Annotated in this window: 16 protein-coding genes; 7 read left to right on the top strand and 9 right to left on the bottom strand. The window is 70.8% G+C overall.

Features of this window, described 5'->3' with window-relative positions:
* The first annotated feature begins 51 nt into the window (after positions 1-51).
* From ABT254_RS25320 to ABT254_RS25305, 4 genes are all read left to right on the top strand, one after another.
* Positions 52-693, top strand: coding sequence for a TetR/AcrR family transcriptional regulator (locus tag ABT254_RS25320; protein ID WP_351474260.1), 642 nt, complete (start codon positions 52-54; stop codon positions 691-693).
* A 138-nt stretch (positions 694-831) separates the two neighbouring features.
* The gene (locus ABT254_RS25315) at positions 832-1,680 is read left to right on the top strand and encodes a 3-hydroxyacyl-CoA dehydrogenase family protein (protein ID WP_030928606.1); all 849 of its coding nucleotides are present in this window, start codon (positions 832-834) and stop codon (positions 1,678-1,680) included.
* 169 nt (positions 1,681-1,849) lie between these two features.
* Complete coding sequence (locus tag ABT254_RS25310; RefSeq protein WP_016438220.1) at positions 1,850-2,173, top strand: STAS domain-containing protein; 324 nt, start codon at positions 1,850-1,852, stop codon at positions 2,171-2,173.
* A 206-nt stretch (positions 2,174-2,379) separates the two neighbouring features.
* Positions 2,380-4,908, top strand: a complete 2,529-nt coding sequence (locus ABT254_RS25305) for a P-loop NTPase family protein (protein WP_351474256.1) — start codon at positions 2,380-2,382, stop codon at positions 4,906-4,908.
* Positions 4,909-4,983: 75 nt separating this feature from the next.
* Here ABT254_RS25305 and nucS read toward each other — a convergent pair whose 3' ends face one another.
* A complete protein-coding gene (nucS, locus tag ABT254_RS25300) occupies positions 4,984-5,655 on the bottom strand; it encodes an endonuclease NucS (RefSeq protein ID WP_099931327.1) in 672 nt (223 codons plus the stop codon).
* 255 nt (positions 5,656-5,910) lie between these two features.
* Here nucS and ABT254_RS25295 point away from each other — a divergent pair, with 255 nt between their 5' ends.
* The gene (locus ABT254_RS25295) at positions 5,911-6,303 is read left to right on the top strand and encodes an SCO5389 family protein (protein WP_030928593.1); all 393 of its coding nucleotides are present in this window, start codon (positions 5,911-5,913) and stop codon (positions 6,301-6,303) included.
* A 105-nt stretch (positions 6,304-6,408) separates the two neighbouring features.
* On the opposite strand, the gene ABT254_RS25290 is transcribed toward ABT254_RS25295, so the two are convergent.
* Positions 6,409-7,437, bottom strand: a complete 1,029-nt coding sequence (locus ABT254_RS25290; protein ID WP_351474252.1) for an LLM class flavin-dependent oxidoreductase — start codon at positions 7,435-7,437, stop codon at positions 6,409-6,411.
* Positions 7,438-7,656: 219 nt separating this feature from the next.
* On the opposite strand from ABT254_RS25290, the gene ABT254_RS25285 reads away from it, so the two are divergent.
* Positions 7,657-7,998: an Rv1322 family protein gene (locus ABT254_RS25285; RefSeq protein WP_351474251.1), complete on the top strand. Its 342-nt coding sequence runs from the start codon at positions 7,657-7,659 to the stop codon at positions 7,996-7,998.
* A gap of 7 nt (positions 7,999-8,005) precedes the next feature.
* On the opposite strand, the gene ABT254_RS25280 is transcribed toward ABT254_RS25285, so the two are convergent.
* The 7 genes from ABT254_RS25280 to mce all read right to left on the bottom strand — a co-directional run bounded on the left by ABT254_RS25280 (position 8,006) and on the right by mce (position 17,880).
* Positions 8,006-8,881, bottom strand: coding sequence for an ABC transporter permease (locus tag ABT254_RS25280; protein ID WP_351474249.1), 876 nt, complete (start codon positions 8,879-8,881; stop codon positions 8,006-8,008).
* Positions 8,878-10,122, bottom strand: a complete 1,245-nt coding sequence (locus tag ABT254_RS25275; protein WP_351474246.1) for an ABC transporter ATP-binding protein — start codon at positions 10,120-10,122, stop codon at positions 8,878-8,880. The genes ABT254_RS25280 and ABT254_RS25275 overlap by 4 nt, the downstream gene beginning before the upstream one ends.
* Before the next feature lie 147 nt (positions 10,123-10,269).
* On the bottom strand, positions 10,270-11,046 hold the full coding sequence (locus tag ABT254_RS25270; RefSeq protein ID WP_351474244.1) for an ABC transporter permease: 777 nt from the start codon (positions 11,044-11,046) through the stop codon (positions 10,270-10,272).
* Positions 11,043-12,032 (bottom strand): ABC transporter ATP-binding protein, encoded by a 990-nt coding sequence (locus ABT254_RS25265; protein ID WP_351474241.1) that lies wholly within the window; start codon positions 12,030-12,032, stop codon positions 11,043-11,045. Before ABT254_RS25265 ends, ABT254_RS25270 begins: the two co-directional genes overlap by 4 nt.
* A 198-nt stretch (positions 12,033-12,230) precedes the next feature.
* Positions 12,231-13,166, bottom strand: a complete 936-nt coding sequence (locus tag ABT254_RS25260; protein WP_030950047.1) for a coiled-coil domain-containing protein — start codon at positions 13,164-13,166, stop codon at positions 12,231-12,233.
* 183 nt (positions 13,167-13,349) lie between these two features.
* Positions 13,350-17,228, bottom strand: a complete 3,879-nt coding sequence (scy, locus tag ABT254_RS25255) for a polarized growth protein Scy (protein ID WP_351474238.1) — start codon at positions 17,226-17,228, stop codon at positions 13,350-13,352.
* A 211-nt stretch (positions 17,229-17,439) separates the two neighbouring features.
* The gene (gene mce, locus ABT254_RS25250) at positions 17,440-17,880 is read right to left on the bottom strand and encodes a methylmalonyl-CoA epimerase (RefSeq protein WP_099931336.1); all 441 of its coding nucleotides are present in this window, start codon (positions 17,878-17,880) and stop codon (positions 17,440-17,442) included.
* Positions 17,881-18,027: 147 nt separating this feature from the next.
* Here mce and ABT254_RS25245 point away from each other — a divergent pair, with 147 nt between their 5' ends.
* The gene (locus ABT254_RS25245; protein WP_351474235.1) at positions 18,028-19,230 is read left to right on the top strand and encodes an acetyl-CoA C-acetyltransferase; all 1,203 of its coding nucleotides are present in this window, start codon (positions 18,028-18,030) and stop codon (positions 19,228-19,230) included.
* Positions 19,231-19,239 lie beyond the last annotated feature (9 nt).

Genomic DNA, 19,239 nt, shown 5'->3' with positions numbered 1-19,239 from the left:
TTGCAATGACTCCAAGTTTTCAGTGGGCCCACCGAAAGCTAGGATTCGGACATGGCAGAGGGGCTCAGGGAGCGGAAGAAGCGGCAGACCCGGCAGTACATCTCCGACGTCGCCACGGGACTGTTCGTCGAGCGCGGCTTCGATGCGGTGACGGTCGCGGAGATCGCCGAGGCCGCCGACGTCTCCGTCAACACCGTCTACAACTACTTCCCGGCGAAGGAGGACCTCTTCTTCGACCGCTCCGCCGGCCTCGTCGAACGGATGGGCCGCTGGGTCCGGGCCCGTAACAAGGGGGAGTCCGCCGCGGCCGCGGTCCTGAGGGAGCTCCGCGAAGAAGTCGAGGCGGTCTCGCCGAGGGTCGGGCTGATCCCGGGATACGCCGCCTTCATGCGCGTCATCGAGAACGCTCCCGCCCTGCGCTCCCGGCTGTGGGCGATCGGGCAGGAGGTTCAGGCCAATCTCGAACAGGCCCTGCGCGAGGACATCGGCGCGGCCGACGACGACCCAATGCCGCATCTGATCGCGGGTCAGCTCGGCTGGGTGCACAGCTGTGTGATGGGCGTCATCGGCCGTGAGATGGTCAAGGGGCGCAATCCGCACGAAGTGTCACGAGAGGTGCTGGTCCTCCTCGACGACATCGAGGAGCTGTTGGGCGAGAAGGTGCTCAACTACGCCGTCCGAGCCACGGAATGACCCGCCCCGGTGTGATGTCCGTCAGATGAGACGTGACGCGCATTACTTACCGGTCACACAGCACCTCACGAGCGCTAAGGTCCGCCGAAGAGGCAGACATAAACGGTGTGTAAGGCGTTTCAAAGGGGAGTCGTAAACGTGGCACGGAAGCTCGCCGTCATCGGCGCCGGCTTGATGGGTTCCGGCATCGCCCAGGTCTCCGCCCAGGCGGGCTGGGACGTGGTCCTTCGCGACGTCACCGACGAAGCGCTGAAGCGTGGCACCGACGGCATCAAGGCCTCGTACGACAAGTTCGTCAGCAAGGGGAAGCTGGAGGCGCACGACGCCGACGCCGCCCTCGGCCGCATCACCGCGACCACCGACCTGGACGCCGCCGCCGACGCGGACGTCGTCGTCGAGGCCGTGTTCGAGAAGCTGGAAGTCAAGCACGAGATCTTCCGGGCGCTCGACAAGATCGTCCGTCCGGACACCGTGCTCGCCTCCAACACCTCCGCGATCCCGATCACCAAGATCGCGGCGGCCACCGAGCACCCCGAGCGGGTCGTCGGAGTCCACTTCTTCTCGCCGGTTCCGATGATGCAGCTCGTCGAACTCGTCCGCGGCTACAAGACGAGCGACGAAGCCCTCGCCACCGCGCGGGAGTTCGCCGAGTCCGTCGGCAAGACCTGCATCGTCGTCAACCGCGACGTGGCGGGCTTCGTGACGACCCGTCTCATCTCCGCCCTCGTCGTCGAGGCGACCAAGCTCTACGAGTCGGGCGTGGCGAGCGCCGAGGACATCGACCTCGCCTGCAAGCTGGGCTTCGGCCACGCGATGGGGCCGCTCGCCACGGCGGACCTGACCGGCGTCGACATCCTGCTGCACGCCACCAGCAACATCTACACCGAGTCGCAGGACGAGAAGTTCGCACCGCCGGAGCTGATGCGCCGGATGGTTGACGCCGGTGACATCGGGCGCAAGAGCGGGCAGGGCTTCTACACGTACTGACACATCAGTACGTACAGCCACTGAAACCGCACAGGCCCCGCGGGTATCACCCGCGGGGGTGAATTCGGTATCGGTTCGCTTACAGACGGCAACCTGGTCGCCGCTGAAGCAGTCAGACGTTGCACAGCCACCGTCACGGAGTACGTCACCGCACTCTCGGGGAGCGCATATGTACATCAGGGGCGACCACGCCGAGCTGGTCGTCGGGGGCCGCCTCGACGTCCGCAGCGCGGCGGACGCCCGTACGGTCCTGCACTCGGCCGTCGACGACGGAGCCGGCGACCTGGTGCTGGACCTGTCCGAACTGGACTCCTGGGACGCCACCGGACTCGGGGTGATCATGGGCGTCCACCGGCGGGCCGGCCGCTGCGGCCGGCGCCTGGTGCTGCGCGACGTTCCGCCGCAGATGCAGCGCCTGCTGGTGGCCACCCGGCTGCACCGGATCCTGGCGATCGAGGGTGGCATCGGGGTGGAGTCACTGCCCCGCGTGTGACCCATCAGTGTGATCCTCGCAAGACTGTGACGTCTCGCACGGCGCGGTACTCCGGACTGTCGTAGATACTGAGCGAAGGTTTAGGGTTCGGTCGCCCGCTGCCTGACATCCCTGCAAGCGGGTCCGGACCAGAAGCGACAGCGCGGTGTGCAGCAAGGCCGGGAGGGGCTCGAGGCACACACGACGCTTTTGGGGGGCTTGAACCTATGGACCCGAACACGCGGGGACCCGAGGAGTACGGCCATGAAGGCGACGGCAGCGCGCCGCGCCAGCGCCCGCCCAGGGACCCCCTCACACCCGACTTCGGCCAGCACTCGCCCGCGCTCGCACGCACGGTGCAGCTCGTCACGGGCGACTACCTGCTCACCGTCAACCCCGTCGACGGCAGTGAGATAGAGGCCTGCCCGCCGGGCGAGCGCCCGGGGCGGCCCGAGAAGTTCACGGCGGCCGAGCGTGCCGAGGTGAACCGCGCGGCCAAGCCGCCCGTCCCGCCGGGACCGGCCCGGCCCTCGCTGCACCTCCTGGAACGCCAGGACGAGCGCGAGCGGCTGGTCCGGCTGCTGGCCCGCGGCCGTTCCGTGCGTCTCACCGGCCCCGCCGGCTCCGGCCGTACCGCGCTCCTCGACCTGGTCGCCGAGGACTGCACGGACCTGGCCCCCGACGGCGTCGTCCGCCTCAGCGGCTTCCACCGCACGGCGAGCGACCTGCTGTACGACCTCTTCTACGCCGTCTACAACGCGCCCCTGCACCGCCCGGAACGGGACGAACTGCTCGAACTGGTCCGGGAGATCGGGGCGGTCGTCGTCCTCGACGACGTCGAGTTCGGCGGCGCCGGTCTCGACGAGCTGCTGGACGCGACGCCCGAGTGCGCCTTCGTGATCGGCGCGACGCCCGAGGTGCCCGCGCCCTCCGCCGACTCCACCCTCGAAGAGGTCTTCCTCGGCGGTCTCGACCGTGCGGGCGGTGTGGAGCTCATCGAGCGCGCCGTCGGCCGGGTGCTGACGGAGGAGGAGGCCAACTGGGCCGGCGACCTCTGGTTCGAGTCCGAGGGCCTGCCGCTGCGGTTCGTCCAGGCCGGTGCCCTGCTGCGCCAGGGCGACCAGCAGCGTGCCGGGACCAGCGCCGTCGAGGCCTTCGGGGTGTTCGAGGACGCGATCCCCGCGGACGCGCCCTTCGACGTCTCGCTCGACACCGAGGACGGCGACGAGGTACCCCTGCCGTCGCTCGGCGAGGCCGCCGCGCCCGCGCCGCTGCTGGCCTCGCGGCTCAGCGCCTCGGCGCGTGCCACGCTGCGGTTCGCCGTCGCGCTCGGCGGCGAGGTGCCGCACCAGGCGCATCTGCCCGCGCTGGTCGGCGACACCCATGCGGACGCCGCCCTCGGCGAACTGGCCTCCTGCGGACTGGTCTCCGCGGTCGGTTCCCGCTACCGGCTCGCCGCCGGGGTCCTCGCCCAGCTCGAGGCCGCCGGATACGGCGACGACATCGAGACGCAGGCCCTGGCCGCCGCCCAGCACTACGCCTGGTGGGCGGGGCACCCCTCGGTCACCCCCGAGCGGGTGTGCGCCGAGGCCGACGCCCTGCTCGCCGCGCTCGGCGTCCTGGTGCCGGGCACGACCGCGCCGGCCGAGGACGAGGAGAGCATCACCGTCCGGCTGGCCCGCACGGCGGCGCCCGCGTTCGCCGCCGGCCTGCACTGGGGCGCCTGGGAACGGGCGCTGCGGTCCGGTGCCGAGGCCTCCCGGCTCGCCGGCGAGGTGTCCGAACAGGCCTACTTCCACCACGAGTTGGGCATCCTGGCGCTCTGCGGCGGACAGCTCGACCGGGCCCGCGCCGAGCTGGAGTCCTCCATCGGGCTGCGCGGCGCGCTCGCCGACAAGCGGGGCACGGTCGCGGGCCGCCGCGCCCTCGCCCTGGTCTCCGACCGCTCCGGCACCACGCCGGGCCTCGGCTCGACGGCCGGTGAGGAGGTCCCGGACGCACGCTACGAGGAGTCCCAGTCGCCGCCCGGCGGAGTGCCGGCCGCGTTCGCGGCGAGCCCGCCGCCCTCGTCCGGCGAGACCTCGACCATCGTCGTCAACCGGGCCATGTCCGGTCACCCGGCCAAGAGCCACCGCGGCGGCATCCGCGGCCTCGCCCGGCGCAACCTCGTCGCGGCCGGCGCGGGCGCACTGCTCGCCGCCGTGCTCGGCACCGTCGTGACACTCGGCGCCACGTCCAACAACGACGCCAACAACCCCTCCGACAAGGTCGGGGTCAACCCGTCCGCCAGCCAGGGCATCGACGACGGCAGCCTGGGCGCCGACACGCCGAAGAACGACTCCGGCAACGGCGACACGGGCACCGCGACCAGCCGCCCCACGGACCCGGGCCCCGACGGAACGTACGGCACCTCGGACGACCCGACGCCGCCGTCGAGCACGACTCAGCCGTCGGACAAGCCGAGCGGCACGAAGGGCTCGGGGGGCGGTTCGTCGAGCTCGCCTTCGCATACGGCGACTTCGAAGCCGCCGTCGTCGAGTCCGACGACCAAGCCGCCGACGACGCCGCCGTCGTCCACGCCTCCGTCGTCTCCCTCCCCGACGCCCACGCCGACCTCGGCGCCGCCGTCGTCCCCGACGACGTCCACGTCGGCCAGCGGCCCGGCGTCCAGCGCCCCCGCGTCCTCCAGCGCCCCGGCGTCGACGACCAGTTCGGCGAGTGCACCGCAGAGCAGCAGCTCCAGCGCGGTGATGTGACGTCCTGAGCACGCAAGAGGGCCGGGTCCGTCTCCACGGACCCGGCCGTCTTCGTCGTGGCAATCGAGCCGAAGGCTAGAACAACCGCAGCTTGTCGTCCTCGATGCCCCTGAGGGCGTCGTAGTCCAGCACCGCGCAGCCGATTCCGCGGTCCGTGGCGAGGACACGGGCCTGCGGCTTGATCTCCTGGGCCGCGAAGATGCCGCGGACCGGGGCGAGATGGGGGTCGCGGTTCAGCAGCTCGAGATAGCGGGTGAGCTGCTCGACGCCGTCGATCTCGCCGCGCCGCTTGATCTCGACCGCGACGGTCTGCCCCTCGGCGTCCCGGCACAGGATGTCGACCGGGCCGATGGCCGTCATGTACTCGCGGCGGATGAGCGTGTAGCCGTCGCCGAGCGTCTCGATGCGGTCCGCGAGGAGCTCCTGAAGGTGTGCTTCCACGCCGTCCTTGATCAGGCCCGGATCCACGCCCAGTTCGTGCGAGGAGTCGTGGAGGATCTCCTCCATCGTGATGATGAGCTTCTCGCCCGCCTTGTTGATCACGGTCCAGACGCCCTCGTCGTCGCCCGCGCCCTCCTTCAGAGTGCAGGGCGGGGACATCCAGTTCAGGGGCTTGTAGGCGCGGTCGTCCGCGTGGATGGAGACGCTGCCGTCGGCCTTCACCAGGATAAGACGGGGTGCCGAGGGGAGATGGGCGGTGAGCCGGCCCGCGTAGTCCACGGAGCATCGGGCAATGACGAGACGCATGGTCGGCAACGCTACTCGACGGGTGTGGGTCCACGCGATTCGCCCCGGAAGACCCGAGACAACCCATGTTCGTTAGTGGCTGATTGTGTGCCTAATGAGGGCTCTCCATGTACGCATTTTCCTGGTGCCGTCACCGTCCGTTGCTTACCGTAGAAACGGGAGGTCGCGAGACGAGTACTCAGCGTGTTCGGTATCGCGAACTCCCTTATCTGTCCGGCAACCCCTGTCGACCACGGGGGTGCGAGAGGAGAACCCATGTCGCTCGACGTCTCACCGGCCCTACTCGAGAAGGCCGAGCGAGGCGAGGTCGACGAAGCAGAATTCGTCGACTGCGTCCGGACCTCCCTGCCTTACGCATGGGAGATGATCAGCTCCCTGGTGGCCCAGCTGAAGGTCGACGGCGGCAATTTCGCCGACAACCAGACGCCCCCGCCGGACGAGCAGGCACGCGGACAGCTGCTGCGTGCGCTCGCGAGTGACGCGATACGCGGCGCGCTGCAGAGGCATTTCGGTGTCCGGCTGGCCTTCCAGAACTGCCACCGGGTGGCGGTGTTCCCATTGGACGCCTCGGTCGACGAGACGCTGGCCCGCTTCACCTCGGTCCGCAGTCAGGTACTCAACCAGTCCCCGGAGTTCCGGGACTGCTGAGGAGCATGCCGCTTGCTTGCCGCTCCGTACGCGGGAGGTGCATTCAGTACTGGGGCGGCAAGCTCCGCAGCCGGAGCGGCACGTTTCGCAGCCGGGCAGGCCCGTTCAACCGAGGTGCGGGAGCACCTCGGCGCCCAGCCGCCGTACGTTCTCCTCGGTGGCCGCCAGGTCTCCCGAGCCCTCCACGAGCAGGGCGAAGCGGGAGATGCCGGTCCGCTCGCTGGTCGCCGCGAGCCGGTCGGCGCACAGGCGCGGGGTGCCCACCGGGTGCAGTCCGCAGAGCAGTTCGGTGTACGCCAGCGGGTCGCGCATCCGCCGGGTGCGGCCGTCCACCGTGACATGTGCCTCCAGCCCCTGCTTCAGCCAGCCCGGCATCGCCTTCGTCAGCGCCTCCACGGCGTCCGTGCGCCGGTCCGCGATCTGGCAGACGCCGGCCGAGACATGGGCCGCGCCCAGGACCGCCTCCGCGGAGTGTCCGGAGGCGCGCGCGAGCTGCCGCCACAGGGCGACCATCTCGGCCTTCTCCTCGTCACCCACATGCATGCCCAGCAGCATCGGCAGTCCGCGCTCGGCGGCCTGCCGCACACTCGACGGCGAGGTGCACGCGAGGACGACCTCCGGACCCGCCACCTCCGCCAGGGACTCCGACGGCCTTGGTACGACGGGCACTTCACGGAAGGCGAAGCGCTCGCCCTCGGCCCCGACCGACGGCTCGCGCAGCCAGCGCAGCAGCAGATCGAGTGATTCGGGGAAGCCCTCCTCGTACGCCTTGATGCCGGAGCCGAAGACCTCCAGGTCGACCCACGGTCCGCCGCGCCCGACGCCCAGCGAGAAACGCCCGCCGGAGGTGAGGTGCAGCAGCGCGGCCTGCTCGCCGACCGCCACGGGGTGGGCGGTGGGCAGTACGGTGACCGCCGTACCGACCCGGAGCCTGCGGGTCCGGCCGAGGAGTAACGCCGCCAGGGTGATCGCCGACGGGCAGGTGCCGTACGGCACGAAGTGGTGCTCGGCCAGCCAGACCGAGTCGAGGCCCGCTTCCTCGGCGACCTCGGCCGAGCGGACCGCGCGGTGCAGCGCCTCCCCCTGGCCCTGCCCCGGGAACTGGGCCGCCAATACGAAACTTCCAACGCGCATTGCTTTTCCTGCTTCCTTGGCTCCGACGCGGAGCTCCCCCACCCGCATAACCGCCTGACACGTGCCGAGGACACGGCCTGGCGAAGAGATTTGCGGATTGTCTGGAGAATGGGGGGTCGCGGCGGGGACGGGGCCGGCCGGTGGTCTACGCGTACCCCGGTCCGCGCCCCGTAGGCTGGACACGGCCCGTGCTTCCTGTATAGCCCCGTGAGGTGTCCCGTGTCTCCGCGTCGCAACCGACCCAAGGGTGCCGATCCGTCGGGCACGTCCGGCCGGAGCGGCGAGGACGACCGGCCCGGCCGGTACGGCGGCTGGCAGTCCACCGAGAGCTGGCAGGGGGAGGAGTGGAGCGTGCGGCACGTGGCGGGTGCGAGCGCGCAGGGCAAGACGTACCGCTGCCCCGGCTGCGACCAGATGATCCCCTCCGGTGTCCCGCACGTGGTGGCCTGGCCCGAGCACTCGGGTGTCGACGAGCGCCGCCACTGGCACAAGGCGTGCTGGAACGCGAAGGACCGCCGCACCACGCGGGTGCAGCGGTCCCGTAACGCGCCGAAGTTCTGAGGCCTGCTTACACGTCGCGCTTCTGCAGCAGCGCGACCGCGCCGGCGAACGCGGCGGCCGTCACGCCGAGGGCGATCCACACCGGGTCCCAGCCGGTCGGGCCGGTGTCGCTCAGGGTGTTGGTGTAGAAGGCGCTGAGCTGGTTCGGGATCGAGTAGTCGAACAGGGCCTGGCGCACCTTCTCCAGGGCCGACGAGAACATGAACAGCGCGATCACCAGCGGTGCCAGCACCAGGGCGATCATGATGGTGATGGCGCCCGCCGAGTGCCGGATGATCGAGCCGACGAGGAGCGAGAGCAGTCCGAGCAGCGCTATGTAGAGCGAGATGCCGAAGGTGCCCTTCAGCCACTCGCCGCCGGACGGGTCCTTGGCGCCCTTCAGCATGGCGACGTCCACGACGGCGACGAGGAGCACCGAGGCGAACGTGACGGTGAACGCCACCGCGAAGAACACGATGGCCTTCGCCGCCAGCACGCGCGCGCGTGACGGGCACGCGGTCATCGTGGTGCGGATCATGCCGGTGCCGTACTCCGAAGCGGTGGTCAGCACGCCGAGCGTGATGATGCACATGCTGCCGAGGAGCAGCCCGAACACGCCGAAGGACAACGGGTTCTGGCCCTTGAGGCTCTCCTCGCCCTGATTGGCGGCGACCAGCACGGCGACCAGCAGCCCGATGCCGACGACGAGCAGCAGGAACACCCCGAGCGTCCACATCGTGGAGCGCACCGATCTGATCTTCGTCCACTCCGAGGAGATCGCGTGCCCCAGGTGGGTGCGCACGACGGGGATCGGCGAGGTGTAGGTCGGGTACGGCGAACCGGGCGCCGCCGCCTGCCAGTCGGGTGCGGCGGCCTGCGGCATCGGGGGCTGCGGGGTGCTCATCGGGCGTCCTCGGGCTTGGTCAGGTCGGCGGGTGCGGCGGAGGCGGGGGGCTGGGGCGGCGCGGCCGGCGCCTGGGGCGCCGCGGGCGCCGGCTGGGCGTACGGGTTGGGCAGGCCCGCGCCCGGGGCGCCCGGAGCGCCGTACGGGCCCGCCGGGGGCTGCCCGGCGCCGTACGGGCCCGGCCCTGCCTGCGGCATGGCGAAGGGCTGCCCGCCCTCCTGGGGCGACGGCGGGGCGTACCAGTCGGGCTGGCCCTGCCCGGGCACCGGCATCGGCGGCTGCACCCCGGGCGGCAGCGGCTGCTGCAGCCCCGCCTTCTGGTCGATGGTCGAGCGGTAGTCGACGGCCCCCTGCGTCATCCGCATGTACGCCTCCTCCAGGGAGGCCTGGTGCGGCGACAGCTCCCACAGGCGTACGTCGGCGTCGTGCGCGATGTCACTGATGCGGGGGAGCGCCAGTCCCGTGATCCTGAGGGCGCCGTCCTGCTCGGGCAGCACATGCCCGCCCGCCTCGGTGAGCGCGGCGGTCAGCTTCTCGCGCAGCTGCGGCTCGGTGTCCGGCGTACGCACGCGCGCGAAGTCGGCCGAGTTCGCCGAGATGAAGTCCTTGACACTCATGTCGGCCAGCAGCTGTCCGCGTCCGATCACGATGAGGTGGTCGGCGGTCAGCGCCATCTCGCTCATCAGATGGGAGGAGACGAAGACCGTGCGTCCCTCCGCGGCGAGCGCCTTCATGAGGTTGCGCACCCAGAGGATGCCCTCGGGGTCGAGGCCGTTGACCGGCTCGTCGAACAGCAGCACCTGGGGGTCGCCGAGCAGTGCGGCGGCGATGCCGAGCCGCTGTCCCATGCCGAGGGAGAAGCCCTTGGAACGCTTCCTGGCCACCTCCTGGAGGCCGACCACGCCCAGCACCTCGTCGACCCGGCGGGCCGGGATGCCGGACAGCTGGGCCAGGCACAGCAGATGGCTGCGGGCCGAGCGGCCGCCGTGCACGGCCTTGGCGTCGAGCAGGGCGCCCACCTGGCGGGGGGCGTTGGGCAGCTTCGGGTACGGGTAGCCGCCGATCGTCACCTGCCCCGCGGTGGGGTTGTCCAGGCCGAGGATCATGCGCATCGTCGTCGACTTGCCGGAGCCGTTCGGGCCCAGGAAGCCGGTGACGGCACCCGGCCGCACCTGGAAGGAAAGGTTGTACACGGCGGTCTTGTCGCCGTAGCGCTTGGTCAGGCCTACAGCCTCGATCATGCTCCGCACCCATCGAAAGGTTCAGGACAGCGGGGCACACGCCCCCGTAAGGGTTAGGAGGATATCGAGGAGCTGACGGTTCCGCTCAAGCGAAAGCAAAGCAATGCGACTCCGCTTCCCGGCGGGGAGCCATGTGCGGACAGAGCGCTACGCGTCCCGCTTCTTCAGCAGCACATAGCCGCCCGCGAGGGCCGCGACCACCCACAGCACCATGATCCCGAGACCGCCCCAGGGCCCGTACGGGGTGTCCTCGCCGATCCGCGGGACCACCTGCATGATCTTGCTGCCGGCCTGGTCCGGCAGGAACCGGCCGATCTTCTTCGTCGCGTCGACATTGCCCAGGATGTTGGAGATCAGGAAGAAGAACGGCATCAGGATGCCCAGCGACAGCATCGGCGAACGGAGCATCGTGGCGACGCCCATCGAGAACACCGCGATGAGGGTCATGTAGATGCCGCCCCCGATCACGGCGCGCAGCACGTGCGGGTCGCCGATCGAGGCGCGGTGCGCGCCGAGCATCGCCTGTCCGAGGAAGAAGGCGACGAGGCTGGTCGCCATGGCGACGAGGAGCGCGAGACCGGTCGCCACGGCGATCTTGCTGAACAGGAAGGTGCCACGCTGCGGTACGGCGGCCAGCGAGGTGCGGATCATGCCGGTGCTGTACTCGTTCGAGACGACGAGCACCCCGAACACGATCATCGCCAGCTGACCGAGGCTCATGCCCGCGAAACTGATGAAGGTCGGGTCGAAGGTCAGCCGGTCCTGCCGGCTCATCCTGTCGAACTGGCGGCCGGACAGCGCCGAGATCAGCATGCCGAGGGCGATGGTGACGACCACGGCGAGGGAGAGCGTCCACACCGTGGATGCCACGGACCGGATCTTGGTCCACTCGGACCGTACGACCTGCATCGCCGCCATGCTCATCTCCTGTTCCAGTCCTCGCCCCAGTGCTGCCGCTGCGGGTACGCCTCGGGGGGCGTCTCGAAGCGCCTCTCCAGGGGTGTGCCGGCGTGCGCGTGGTACTCCACCGCCCCTGCGGTCAGCTGCATGAACGCCTCCTCCAGGGAGGCCTGCTGCGGGCTCAGCTCGTGCAGCACGATCTGGTGCTGCGCGGCCAGCTCGCCGATCTGCTCGGCCTTGCCGCCGTCCACCTCCAGCGCCCCGCTGCCGGACTCGATGACGGTGACGCCCTCCTCGTGCAGCACGTCGAGCAGCCGTTCACGCTGCGGGGAGCGGATCCGGATGTACGAGCGGGAGTTCCGCTCGATGAAGTCGGCCATGGAGGTGTCGGCGAGCAGCCGCCCCTGTCCGATGACCACGAGATGGTCGGCGGTCAGCGCCATCTCGCTCATCAGATGGGACGAGACGAAGACCGTGCGCCCCTGGGCGGCCAGGGACTTCATCAGATTGCGGATCCAGTGGATGCCCTCGGGGTCGAGGCCGTTGACCGGCTCGTCGAACATCAGGATTTGTGGGTCGCCGAGCAGCGCACCAGCGATCCCGAGCCGCTGCCCCATGCCCAGCGAGAACCCCTTGGCCTTCTTCCCGGCGACCGCCGCGAGGCCCACCGTGTCGAGGACCTCGGCCACCCGCCGTCTCGGGATGCCGTTGCTCTGCGCGAGACACAGCAGATGGTTGAAGGCGCTGCGGCCGCCGTGCACGGCCTTGGCGTCCAGCAGGGCGCCGATGTACCTCAGCGGGTCCTTGAGGCGGTCGTAGTGCCTGCCGTCGATCCGGACGCCCCCCGCGGTGGGCCGGTCGAGCCCCAGCATCATCCGCATGGTCGTCGACTTGCCGGCCCCGTTCGGCCCGAGGAACCCGGTCACCATGCCGGGTCTGACGGTGAAGGTGAGGTTGTTGACCGCCAGTTTCTCGCCGTAGCGCTTGGTCAGGCCCTCGAGTTCGATCATGAAGTCACGCTAAGACCCGGGTTCGGGGGCTGCCACTCGAGCGGGCTCGGGGCTCGTCTCCCCGTGCCGGCAGGGCGCCTGGGGCACGAGCAGCAGCCCCGCGTCGACCACGCTCTCGTGCCGCACCTGCTGGAAACACGCCAAAGGCCCGCACCCTCGGGGGAGATGGTGCGGGCCTTTGGCTGCCGTCAGGCGGTGTTACCGGGTCTGCTGCGCCGGAACCCCACGGGAGATCGGCTCGTCCTCGGCCGGCGAACCGGCGGCGGCCACCGCGGCGCCCGTGAGCGTCGCGAGCATCTCGCGGACGTTCGTCAGCTGGGCGTTGATGCTGTCGCGGCGGTTGGTGAGGGCGGCCAGCTCGCGCTCGGATTCCGAACGGATCCGGTCGGCCTTGGCGTTCGCGTCGGCCACGATGTCCTCGGCCTGGCGCTGGGCCGTCTCCACCGTCTGGCGGGCGCGGCGCTCGGCGTCGGTGCGCAGCTTCTCGGCCTCCAGGCGGAGCTGCTCCGCGCGGTGCTCGATCTCCGCGAGGCGCTTCTCGGCCTTGGCCTGACGGGACGCCAGGTCACGCTCCGACTGCTCGCGGCGCTTGGCGAGGTTCGTCTCGAAGTCGGCGGCGGCCTGTGCGGCCTTGGCGCGGGTCTCCTCGAAGAGGGCGTCGGCCTCCTCGCGCTTCGACTGCGCGTCCTTCTGCGCCTCGGAACGCAGCTGCGAGGCGTCACTCTTGGCCTTCTCGACGATCCGGACGCCCTCGTCCTCGGCCTTGGCCTTGCGTTCCGCAGCGAACGATTCTGCGTCGTTGCGGACCTGCTGGGCCGCCGACTCCGCCAGCTCGCGGTGCTGCTCGGCCGCGCGACGGGCCTCCTCGCGCAGATCCTTGGCCTCTTCCTCGGCGAGGCGGAGGATCTTCTCGACACGCGCGCCGAGACCGGCGTACGACGGCTCCGCGTCGGTTACCTGGGCCTGGGCGTTCTGCGTCTCGAGGTGGAGCTCCTCGATGCGCTTTTCCAGAGCGGTGATGCGGGCGAGAGCGCTGTCACGGTCGGAGACGAGCTTGGAGATTCGTTCGTCCACCTGAGCGCGGTCGTACCCACGCCGCACAAGCTCGAAGCCGTAGGGGGAAGTGTCGCTCATGGGGTTCCTGTCAAATGAGACCGGTGAGGTGATAGGGGGAATCCTAGGGGCCGAAGCGGTGTGTCATCGAGCGGATACGTGTTTGATCTGGAGAATGAGACCCCTTTTGGGTGGCTAACCCTCGGACCACTTGCCAAAAATTTGGTCAAAGGCCCCAGATGGCGCAGCATTTGACCCTGTCGATCAGCTGTCCGACGGCTTACCCGAACGGGGGGCGCCGACCGTGGCGCCCGCCTTGACGCCACCGTCCTTGCCCGCGCCCGGAGCCTCGAAAGACTCCAACGCCTCCAGGACGTCCTGGACACGGGAGATCTCGGCGTTGATGTCCTCGCGCCGGCGCACCAGGATCTCCAGCTCGCGCTTGCCCTCCTCGACCGTGCGCTTGGCCTCGCGGATCGCCTCGGCCTTGAGCTCCTCGGCCTCCCTGACGAGCGCCGACTTCTTCTGCTCGGCCTCCTTCAGCAGGCCCTCGGCCTTCTTCACGGCGGCGATACGGACTTTGCCCGCCTCGGAGTTCGCCTCCGAGACCAGCTCCTTGGCCTTCGCCTGCGCCTTGGCCAGCTGCTCCTCGGCGGCCTTGATGAGCGCGTCGCAGCGGTCGCCGGTGGACTTCATCGTCTCGGCGGCCTCGCGGCGGGCCCGCTCGTGCAGCGCCTCGATCTCACCGGTGATGCGGTCGCGCAGCTCCTCGGCGCGCTCCCGGATCTGGGTGGCGTCCCGGCGGGCGCCGACGAGCAGTTCGTCCGCGTCCGTACGGGCCTTCTCCACCCGTGCGTTCCCCTCGACCGTCGCCTCCGAGACCAGCCGCTCGGCCTCCTTGCGGGCCGCGCCCACCATGGTGTCGGCCTGCGCCTCGGCGTCGGCGGTGGTCTTGTGGGCCTGCTGCTGCGCCTCGGAGAGCAGCTTGTCGGCCTCGGCCGTGGTCTCCGTGATGAGGGTGTCGACCTGCTCGGCCACGTCCTGGCGCCGCTTGTTGGCGTCCTTGCGGGCCTCGTCGAGGGTCCGCTCGGCCTCCTCGCGCGCGGCGTTGACCAGCCGCTCGGCCTCCGCCGCGGCCTCCGCCTTGACCCGCTCCGACTCGCTGCGGATCCGCTCGGCGTGCTGCTGCGCCGCCCCGACCGTGTCGGCGGCCTCGGCGCGCAGCCGCTCCGCGTCCCCGGTGGCGTCCGAGATGAGCTTCTCGGCCTTGGCGACCGCCTCGAGCCGCACCCGCTCGGCCTCCGTGACCGTCTCGGTGCGCAGTTGGTCGGTGTCCCGGACCGTCTCGGTGGTGAGCCGCTCGGCCTCCGTGCGCGCCTCGGTGATGAGGGCGTCCGCCTGCGCCGCCGCGTCCGAACGGATGCGGTTGGCGTCCTCGCGGGCGTCCGCCCGGGTGCGCGCCGCCGCCTGGTCGGCCTCGGCGATCGCGTCCGAGGCCTCCGTACGCACCCGCTGCGCGTACTCGGCCGCGTCCGAACGCAGCCGCTCCGACTCCGCGATCGCCTCCGCGACCGTGCGCTCGGCAAGCGACTTGGCGGCGTCGGTCTCCTCGTTCGCCTCGCGCCGGATGCGGGCCGCGTCCTCGCTCGCCCGCTCCCGCTCGGCATAGGCGTCGGCGCGGACCCGGTCCGCCTCCTCCTGCGCCTCGCGCCGGGTACGGTCCGCCGCGTGCTCGGCGGCGCTGCGCAGCCCGGTGATCTCCTCCTGGGCCTGCTCGTGCAGCCCGGCCACCGAGTCCCGTACCTGCTGGGCGTGTTGCTCGGCGCCCGACACCATCTCGGTCGCGCGCCGGTCGGCCTCCTCGACCAGCCGTACGGCCTCGGTCTGCGCCTCCTCCACGCGCTTGCGCGCCGAGGCCAGCAGCTCCTCGCTCTGCTCGCGCGCCCGCTCGCGCTCCTGGTCGGCCTCGGTGCGCGCGGCGCCGAGGGTCTCCTCGGCCTCGCGGCGGCGCCGGTTGGCCTCCTCCTGCGCGGCGGCCAGCGTCTCGGACGCCTCGGTGCCGAGCCGCTCGGCGGCGGCCAGCGCCTCCGCCCGCATCCGGTCGGCGCTCTCCTGCGCCTCCGACTTCAGCCGCTCGGCCTCCGCGGCCGCCTCGGACCGCAGGCGTACGGCGATGGCCTCGCCCTCGGCCCGGGAGGCGGACGCGTCCGACGCGGCCTCGTTGCGCAGCCGGTCGGCCTCCGCCTCGGCCTGCGCCTGCAGCGTGCGGATCCGCTCGGCGGCCTCGGCGCGCAGCCGCTCGCTCTCCTCGGCGGCCTCGCGGCGGATCCGCGACGCCTCCTCGCGGGCCTCCGTCAGTGCCTGCTCCGCGGCGGCGAGGCGCTCCTCGGCCTCCGTGTGCAGCCGCGTCAGCTCCTCGGCGGCCTCCGCGCGGCGGGCCTCCATGGCCCGCTCGGTCTCCTCCCGCAGCTCCCGGGCGGCCCGCTCGGCCTCCGCCTTGATGCCCTCGGACTGCTCGACGACCTCCTCGCGGTGCCGCTGGGCCTCCTGACGGGTGCGCTGGAGGGTCTCCTCGGCCTGCCGGCGCAGCGTGGTGGCGCGCTCGATGGCCTCCGTACGGACCTTCTCGCTGTCCGTGGTGGCCTTCTGGCGCAGCTCGTCGGCGTCCTGGCGGGACTTCGCGAGCAGTTCCTCGGCGGTCTTGGCCGCCTCCTCGATCTGCTGGACGGCCTCCTTGCGGGCCTCCGCGCGGATCTTCTCGCCCTCGGCGACCGCCTCGGCACGCAGCTGCTCGGCCTCGCCGCGCAGCCGGCGCGCCTCCTCCTGGAGCTCGACCGTCTTGGCGCGGTACTCCTTGGTGTCGTCCTTGGCGGCGCCCTTGAGCTGCTCGGCCAGGTCGTGCGCCTCGGCGCGCAGCCGGTCCGCCTCCGCCTCGGCCTCGGAGCGGATCCGCTCGGCCTCCTCGGCGGCGGCCTTGGTGGTGTTCTTCGCGTCCTCCTGCGCCCGGTTGAGGACGTCCTCGGCCGTCTTGGCCGCCTTGGACAGCTGGGTCGCGCTCTCCTCGGCCGTGATCGTGCGGGCCTTCTCGGAGGCCTCGGCGACGATCCGCTCGGCCTCGGAACGGGCGTCCGCGACGACCTGCTCGGCGTCCGACCTGGTGGCCTCGGCCTCCTTGGTGGCCTCCTCGACCAGCCGGGCGACCTGCTCCTTCGCCGTACGCGTGCGCTGCTCGTTCGTCGACTCGGCGCTGGCGAGGGCCTTCTCGGCCGCCGCCGTGGCCTCGGTGACCAGCTTGTCGGCCTCGGCCTGCGCCTTGCGCAGCGCCTCCTCGGCCTCCGCCATGCGCTGCTCGGCGGCCCGGCTCAGCTCCTGCGCCTGGCGGCGGGCGGAGTCCGACTCGGTGGCGGAGGAGCTGCGCAGCTGCTCGGCGTGGTCGGTGGCCTCCTGGGCCTGCGTGGACGCGGCGTTCAGCAGCCGCTCGGCGTCCGCACGCGCCCGGCGCAGCAGCTGGTCCGCCTCCGCGCGGGCCTCCTCGGCCTCGCTCTGGAGCCGCTGCCTGGCCTCGCTGGCGACCCGCTCGGCCTCCGCGCGGGCGGCGGCCAGGGCCTGCTCGGCCTCGGCACGGGACTCGTCGAGCAGCCGGCGCGCCTGGGACTCGGTACGGGCGCGCAGCTGCTCCGCCCAGGCCACGTTCTCGTTGACGTGCGACTCGACGGTCTGTCGGCGCTCGGCCAGCTCCTGGTCCAGCTGCTGGCGGCGGGTGACCGCCTCCTGGTGCAGCTCGGCCTGCAGCCGGGCGGCCTGCTCCGCGTGCTCCTGGAGGATCCGCTGGGTCTGGGCGCGGGCCTGGCTGAGCTCGCGCTCGGCGTCCAGACGCAGTTGGTCGGCCTGGATCTGGGCGTTCCGCAGCAGCTGCTCGGCCTGGTAGCCGATGTCACCGCCGTCGAAGGAGGGCCGGGACATGATGGTGCGGCGCGCCTCGTGCAGCTTGGCGCGCAGCACCTCGACCTGGTAGCCGAGGTCCTCGGCGTGCTGGATCGCCTTTTCCCGCTCGGTCTTCAGCCGCTCCATCTCGGCCTCGAACCGAGAGAGGTGGTCGACGTCAGCCGCCGGCTCTCGCTCCTGGCGTTCGTAGCCCCGCACTGCGCGGTCCCATCCGTCCCCTGGTCGCAAGTCTGGCCAAACGAGCTCCGTCCATCCGCCGAACGGGGCCCCCGGGGAATGGTGTCAGATCAACGGCGGAGCATGGGCTGCTGCCCCGACGCTCGCCCCTCGAAACCCGGACCCCGGCGTGCGGTCACCCCCCACAGAAGCGGCGACCGCCCCCAACCCTACCGGCCCATATGTACGGGGGTCAGTGCTCAGGTGACTCAACAGGCGCGGAAGTGACCAGTTCTGTCAGAACACCGTGGCAGTCCTTCGGGTGCAGGAACGTGATTCGTGACCCCATGGAGCCGCGCCGGGGCTCTTCGTACAGAACGCGTACGCCCTTTTCCTTGATGTCGGCCGCGTCGGCGTCGACATCCGCCGTACCGAAAGCGATGTGGTGGACACCCTCGCCGTTCTTGTCGAGCCACTTCGCGACGGTCGAGTCCGGGCGCGTCGGCTCCAGAAGCTGCAGGTAGGAGGCCCCGCCGTCGGAGGTATCGTTGATCTTGAGCATGGCCTCGCGGACGCCCTGCTCCTCGTTGACCTCGGAGTGGAACACCTCGAAGCCGTATGTGGCCCGGTAGAACTCGACGGTCTTGTCGAGATCGAAACAGGCGATTCCGATGTGGTCGATTCGCGTCAGCATGGTGTTAGTGCAGCGCTCCTGGAATGGTTACGCAACGTGCCAGCGATCACACCGACTGCCGGGTGACGGCACGGAGTGCCACTCAGTACATTCGAAGTAAACCCTCGTTCACTCCTCGGCAGTGCAGCCGGAAGGGGATCGCAGCTCATGTCTGGATCGAACAGCACCACCTCGGTGATCGTCGCGGGGGCGCGTACGCCCATGGGACGGCTGCTGGGCTCCCTCAAGTCCTTCTCCGGAGCCGACCTCGGCGGCTTCGCGATCAAGGCCGCTCTCGACCGTGCGGGGATCGGCGGCGACCAGGTGCAGTACGTGATCATGGGTCAGGTGCTGCAGGCCGGGGCGGGGCAGATCCCGGCACGCCAGGCCGCCGTCAAGGCAGGCATCCCGATGAACGTCCCGGCACTGACCGTCAACAAGGTGTGTCTGTCCGGCCTCGACGCCATCGCGCTCGCCGACCAGCTGATCCGCGCCGGCGAGTTCGACGTGATCGTCGCGGGCGGCCAGGAGTCCATGACCAACGCGCCCCACCTGCTGCCGAAGTCCCGCGAGGGCTTCAAGTACGGCGCCATCGAGATGCTCGACGCCATGGCGTACGACGGCCTGACCGACGCCTTCGAGAACATCGCCATGGGCGAGTCGACGGAGAAGCACAACACGCGCCTGGGCATCCAGCGCCCCGAGCAGGACGAGATCGCCGCCCTGTCCCACCAGCGGGCGGCGGCCGCTCAGAAGAACGGCATCTTCGAGGCCGAGATCACCCCGGTGGAGATCCCGCAGCGCAAGGGCGAGCCGGTCCTCTTCAGCAAGGACGAGGGCATCCGCGGCGACACGACGGCGGAGTCCCTGGGCAAGCTGCGCCCGGCGTTCACCCGGGACGGCACGATCACGGCCGGTTCCTCCTCGCAGATCTCGGACGGTGCGGCGGCCGTGGTCGTGATGAGCAAGGCCAAGGCGCAGGAGCTGGGCCTGGACTGGATCGCCGAGATCGGCGCCCACGGCAATGTGGCGGGCCCGGACAACTCGCTCCAGTCGCAGCCGTCCAACGCGATCCTGCACGCCCTGAAGAAGGAGGGCCTGGAGGTCGAGGACCTGGATCTGATCGAGATCAACGAGGCCTTCGCCGCCGTGGCCGTGCAGTCAATGAAGGACCTCGGAGTTTCAACGGAAAAGGTGAATGTCAACGGCGGCGCGATTGCCCTGGGCCACCCCATCGGCATGTCCGGCGCCCGGCTCGTCCTGCATCTGGCGCTGGAGCTCAAGCGCCGGGGCGGCGGTGTGGGTGCGGCCGCGCTGTGCGGTGGCGGCGGTCAGGGTGACGCACTGATCGTGCGGGTACCCAAGGCCTGAGTTCTCCTT

Source organism: Streptomyces sp. NPDC001137 (assembly GCF_040298885.1).
Classification (GTDB): domain Bacteria; phylum Actinomycetota; class Actinomycetes; order Streptomycetales; family Streptomycetaceae; genus Streptomyces.
The sequence above is the reverse complement of the archived record's forward strand: the minus strand, read 5'-3'. Positions and strand labels throughout refer to the sequence as shown.

Coding starts and splice junctions, on each gene's coding strand:
- ABT254_RS25320 (WP_351474260.1), top strand. CDS start 52: ATGGCAGAGGGGCTCAGGGAGCGGAAGAAGCGGCAGACCCGGCAGTAC.
- ABT254_RS25310 (WP_016438220.1), top strand. CDS start 1,850: ATGTACATCAGGGGCGACCACGCCGAGCTGGTCGTCGGGGGCCGCCTC.
- ABT254_RS25305 (WP_351474256.1), top strand. CDS start 2,380: ATGGACCCGAACACGCGGGGACCCGAGGAGTACGGCCATGAAGGCGAC.
- nucS (WP_099931327.1), bottom strand. CDS start 5,655: ATGCGTCTCGTCATTGCCCGATGCTCCGTGGACTACGCGGGCCGGCTC.
- ABT254_RS25295 (WP_030928593.1), top strand. CDS start 5,911: ATGTCGCTCGACGTCTCACCGGCCCTACTCGAGAAGGCCGAGCGAGGC.
- ABT254_RS25290 (WP_351474252.1), bottom strand. CDS start 7,437: ATGCGCGTTGGAAGTTTCGTATTGGCGGCCCAGTTCCCGGGGCAGGGC.
- ABT254_RS25280 (WP_351474249.1), bottom strand. CDS start 8,881: ATGAGCACCCCGCAGCCCCCGATGCCGCAGGCCGCCGCACCCGACTGG.
- ABT254_RS25275 (WP_351474246.1), bottom strand. CDS start 10,122: ATGATCGAGGCTGTAGGCCTGACCAAGCGCTACGGCGACAAGACCGCC.
- ABT254_RS25270 (WP_351474244.1), bottom strand. CDS start 11,046: ATGAGCATGGCGGCGATGCAGGTCGTACGGTCCGAGTGGACCAAGATC.
- ABT254_RS25265 (WP_351474241.1), bottom strand. CDS start 12,032: ATGATCGAACTCGAGGGCCTGACCAAGCGCTACGGCGAGAAACTGGCG.
- ABT254_RS25260 (WP_030950047.1), bottom strand. CDS start 13,166: ATGAGCGACACTTCCCCCTACGGCTTCGAGCTTGTGCGGCGTGGGTAC.
- mce (WP_099931336.1), bottom strand. CDS start 17,880: ATGCTGACGCGAATCGACCACATCGGAATCGCCTGTTTCGATCTCGAC.
- ABT254_RS25245 (WP_351474235.1), top strand. CDS start 18,028: ATGTCTGGATCGAACAGCACCACCTCGGTGATCGTCGCGGGGGCGCGT.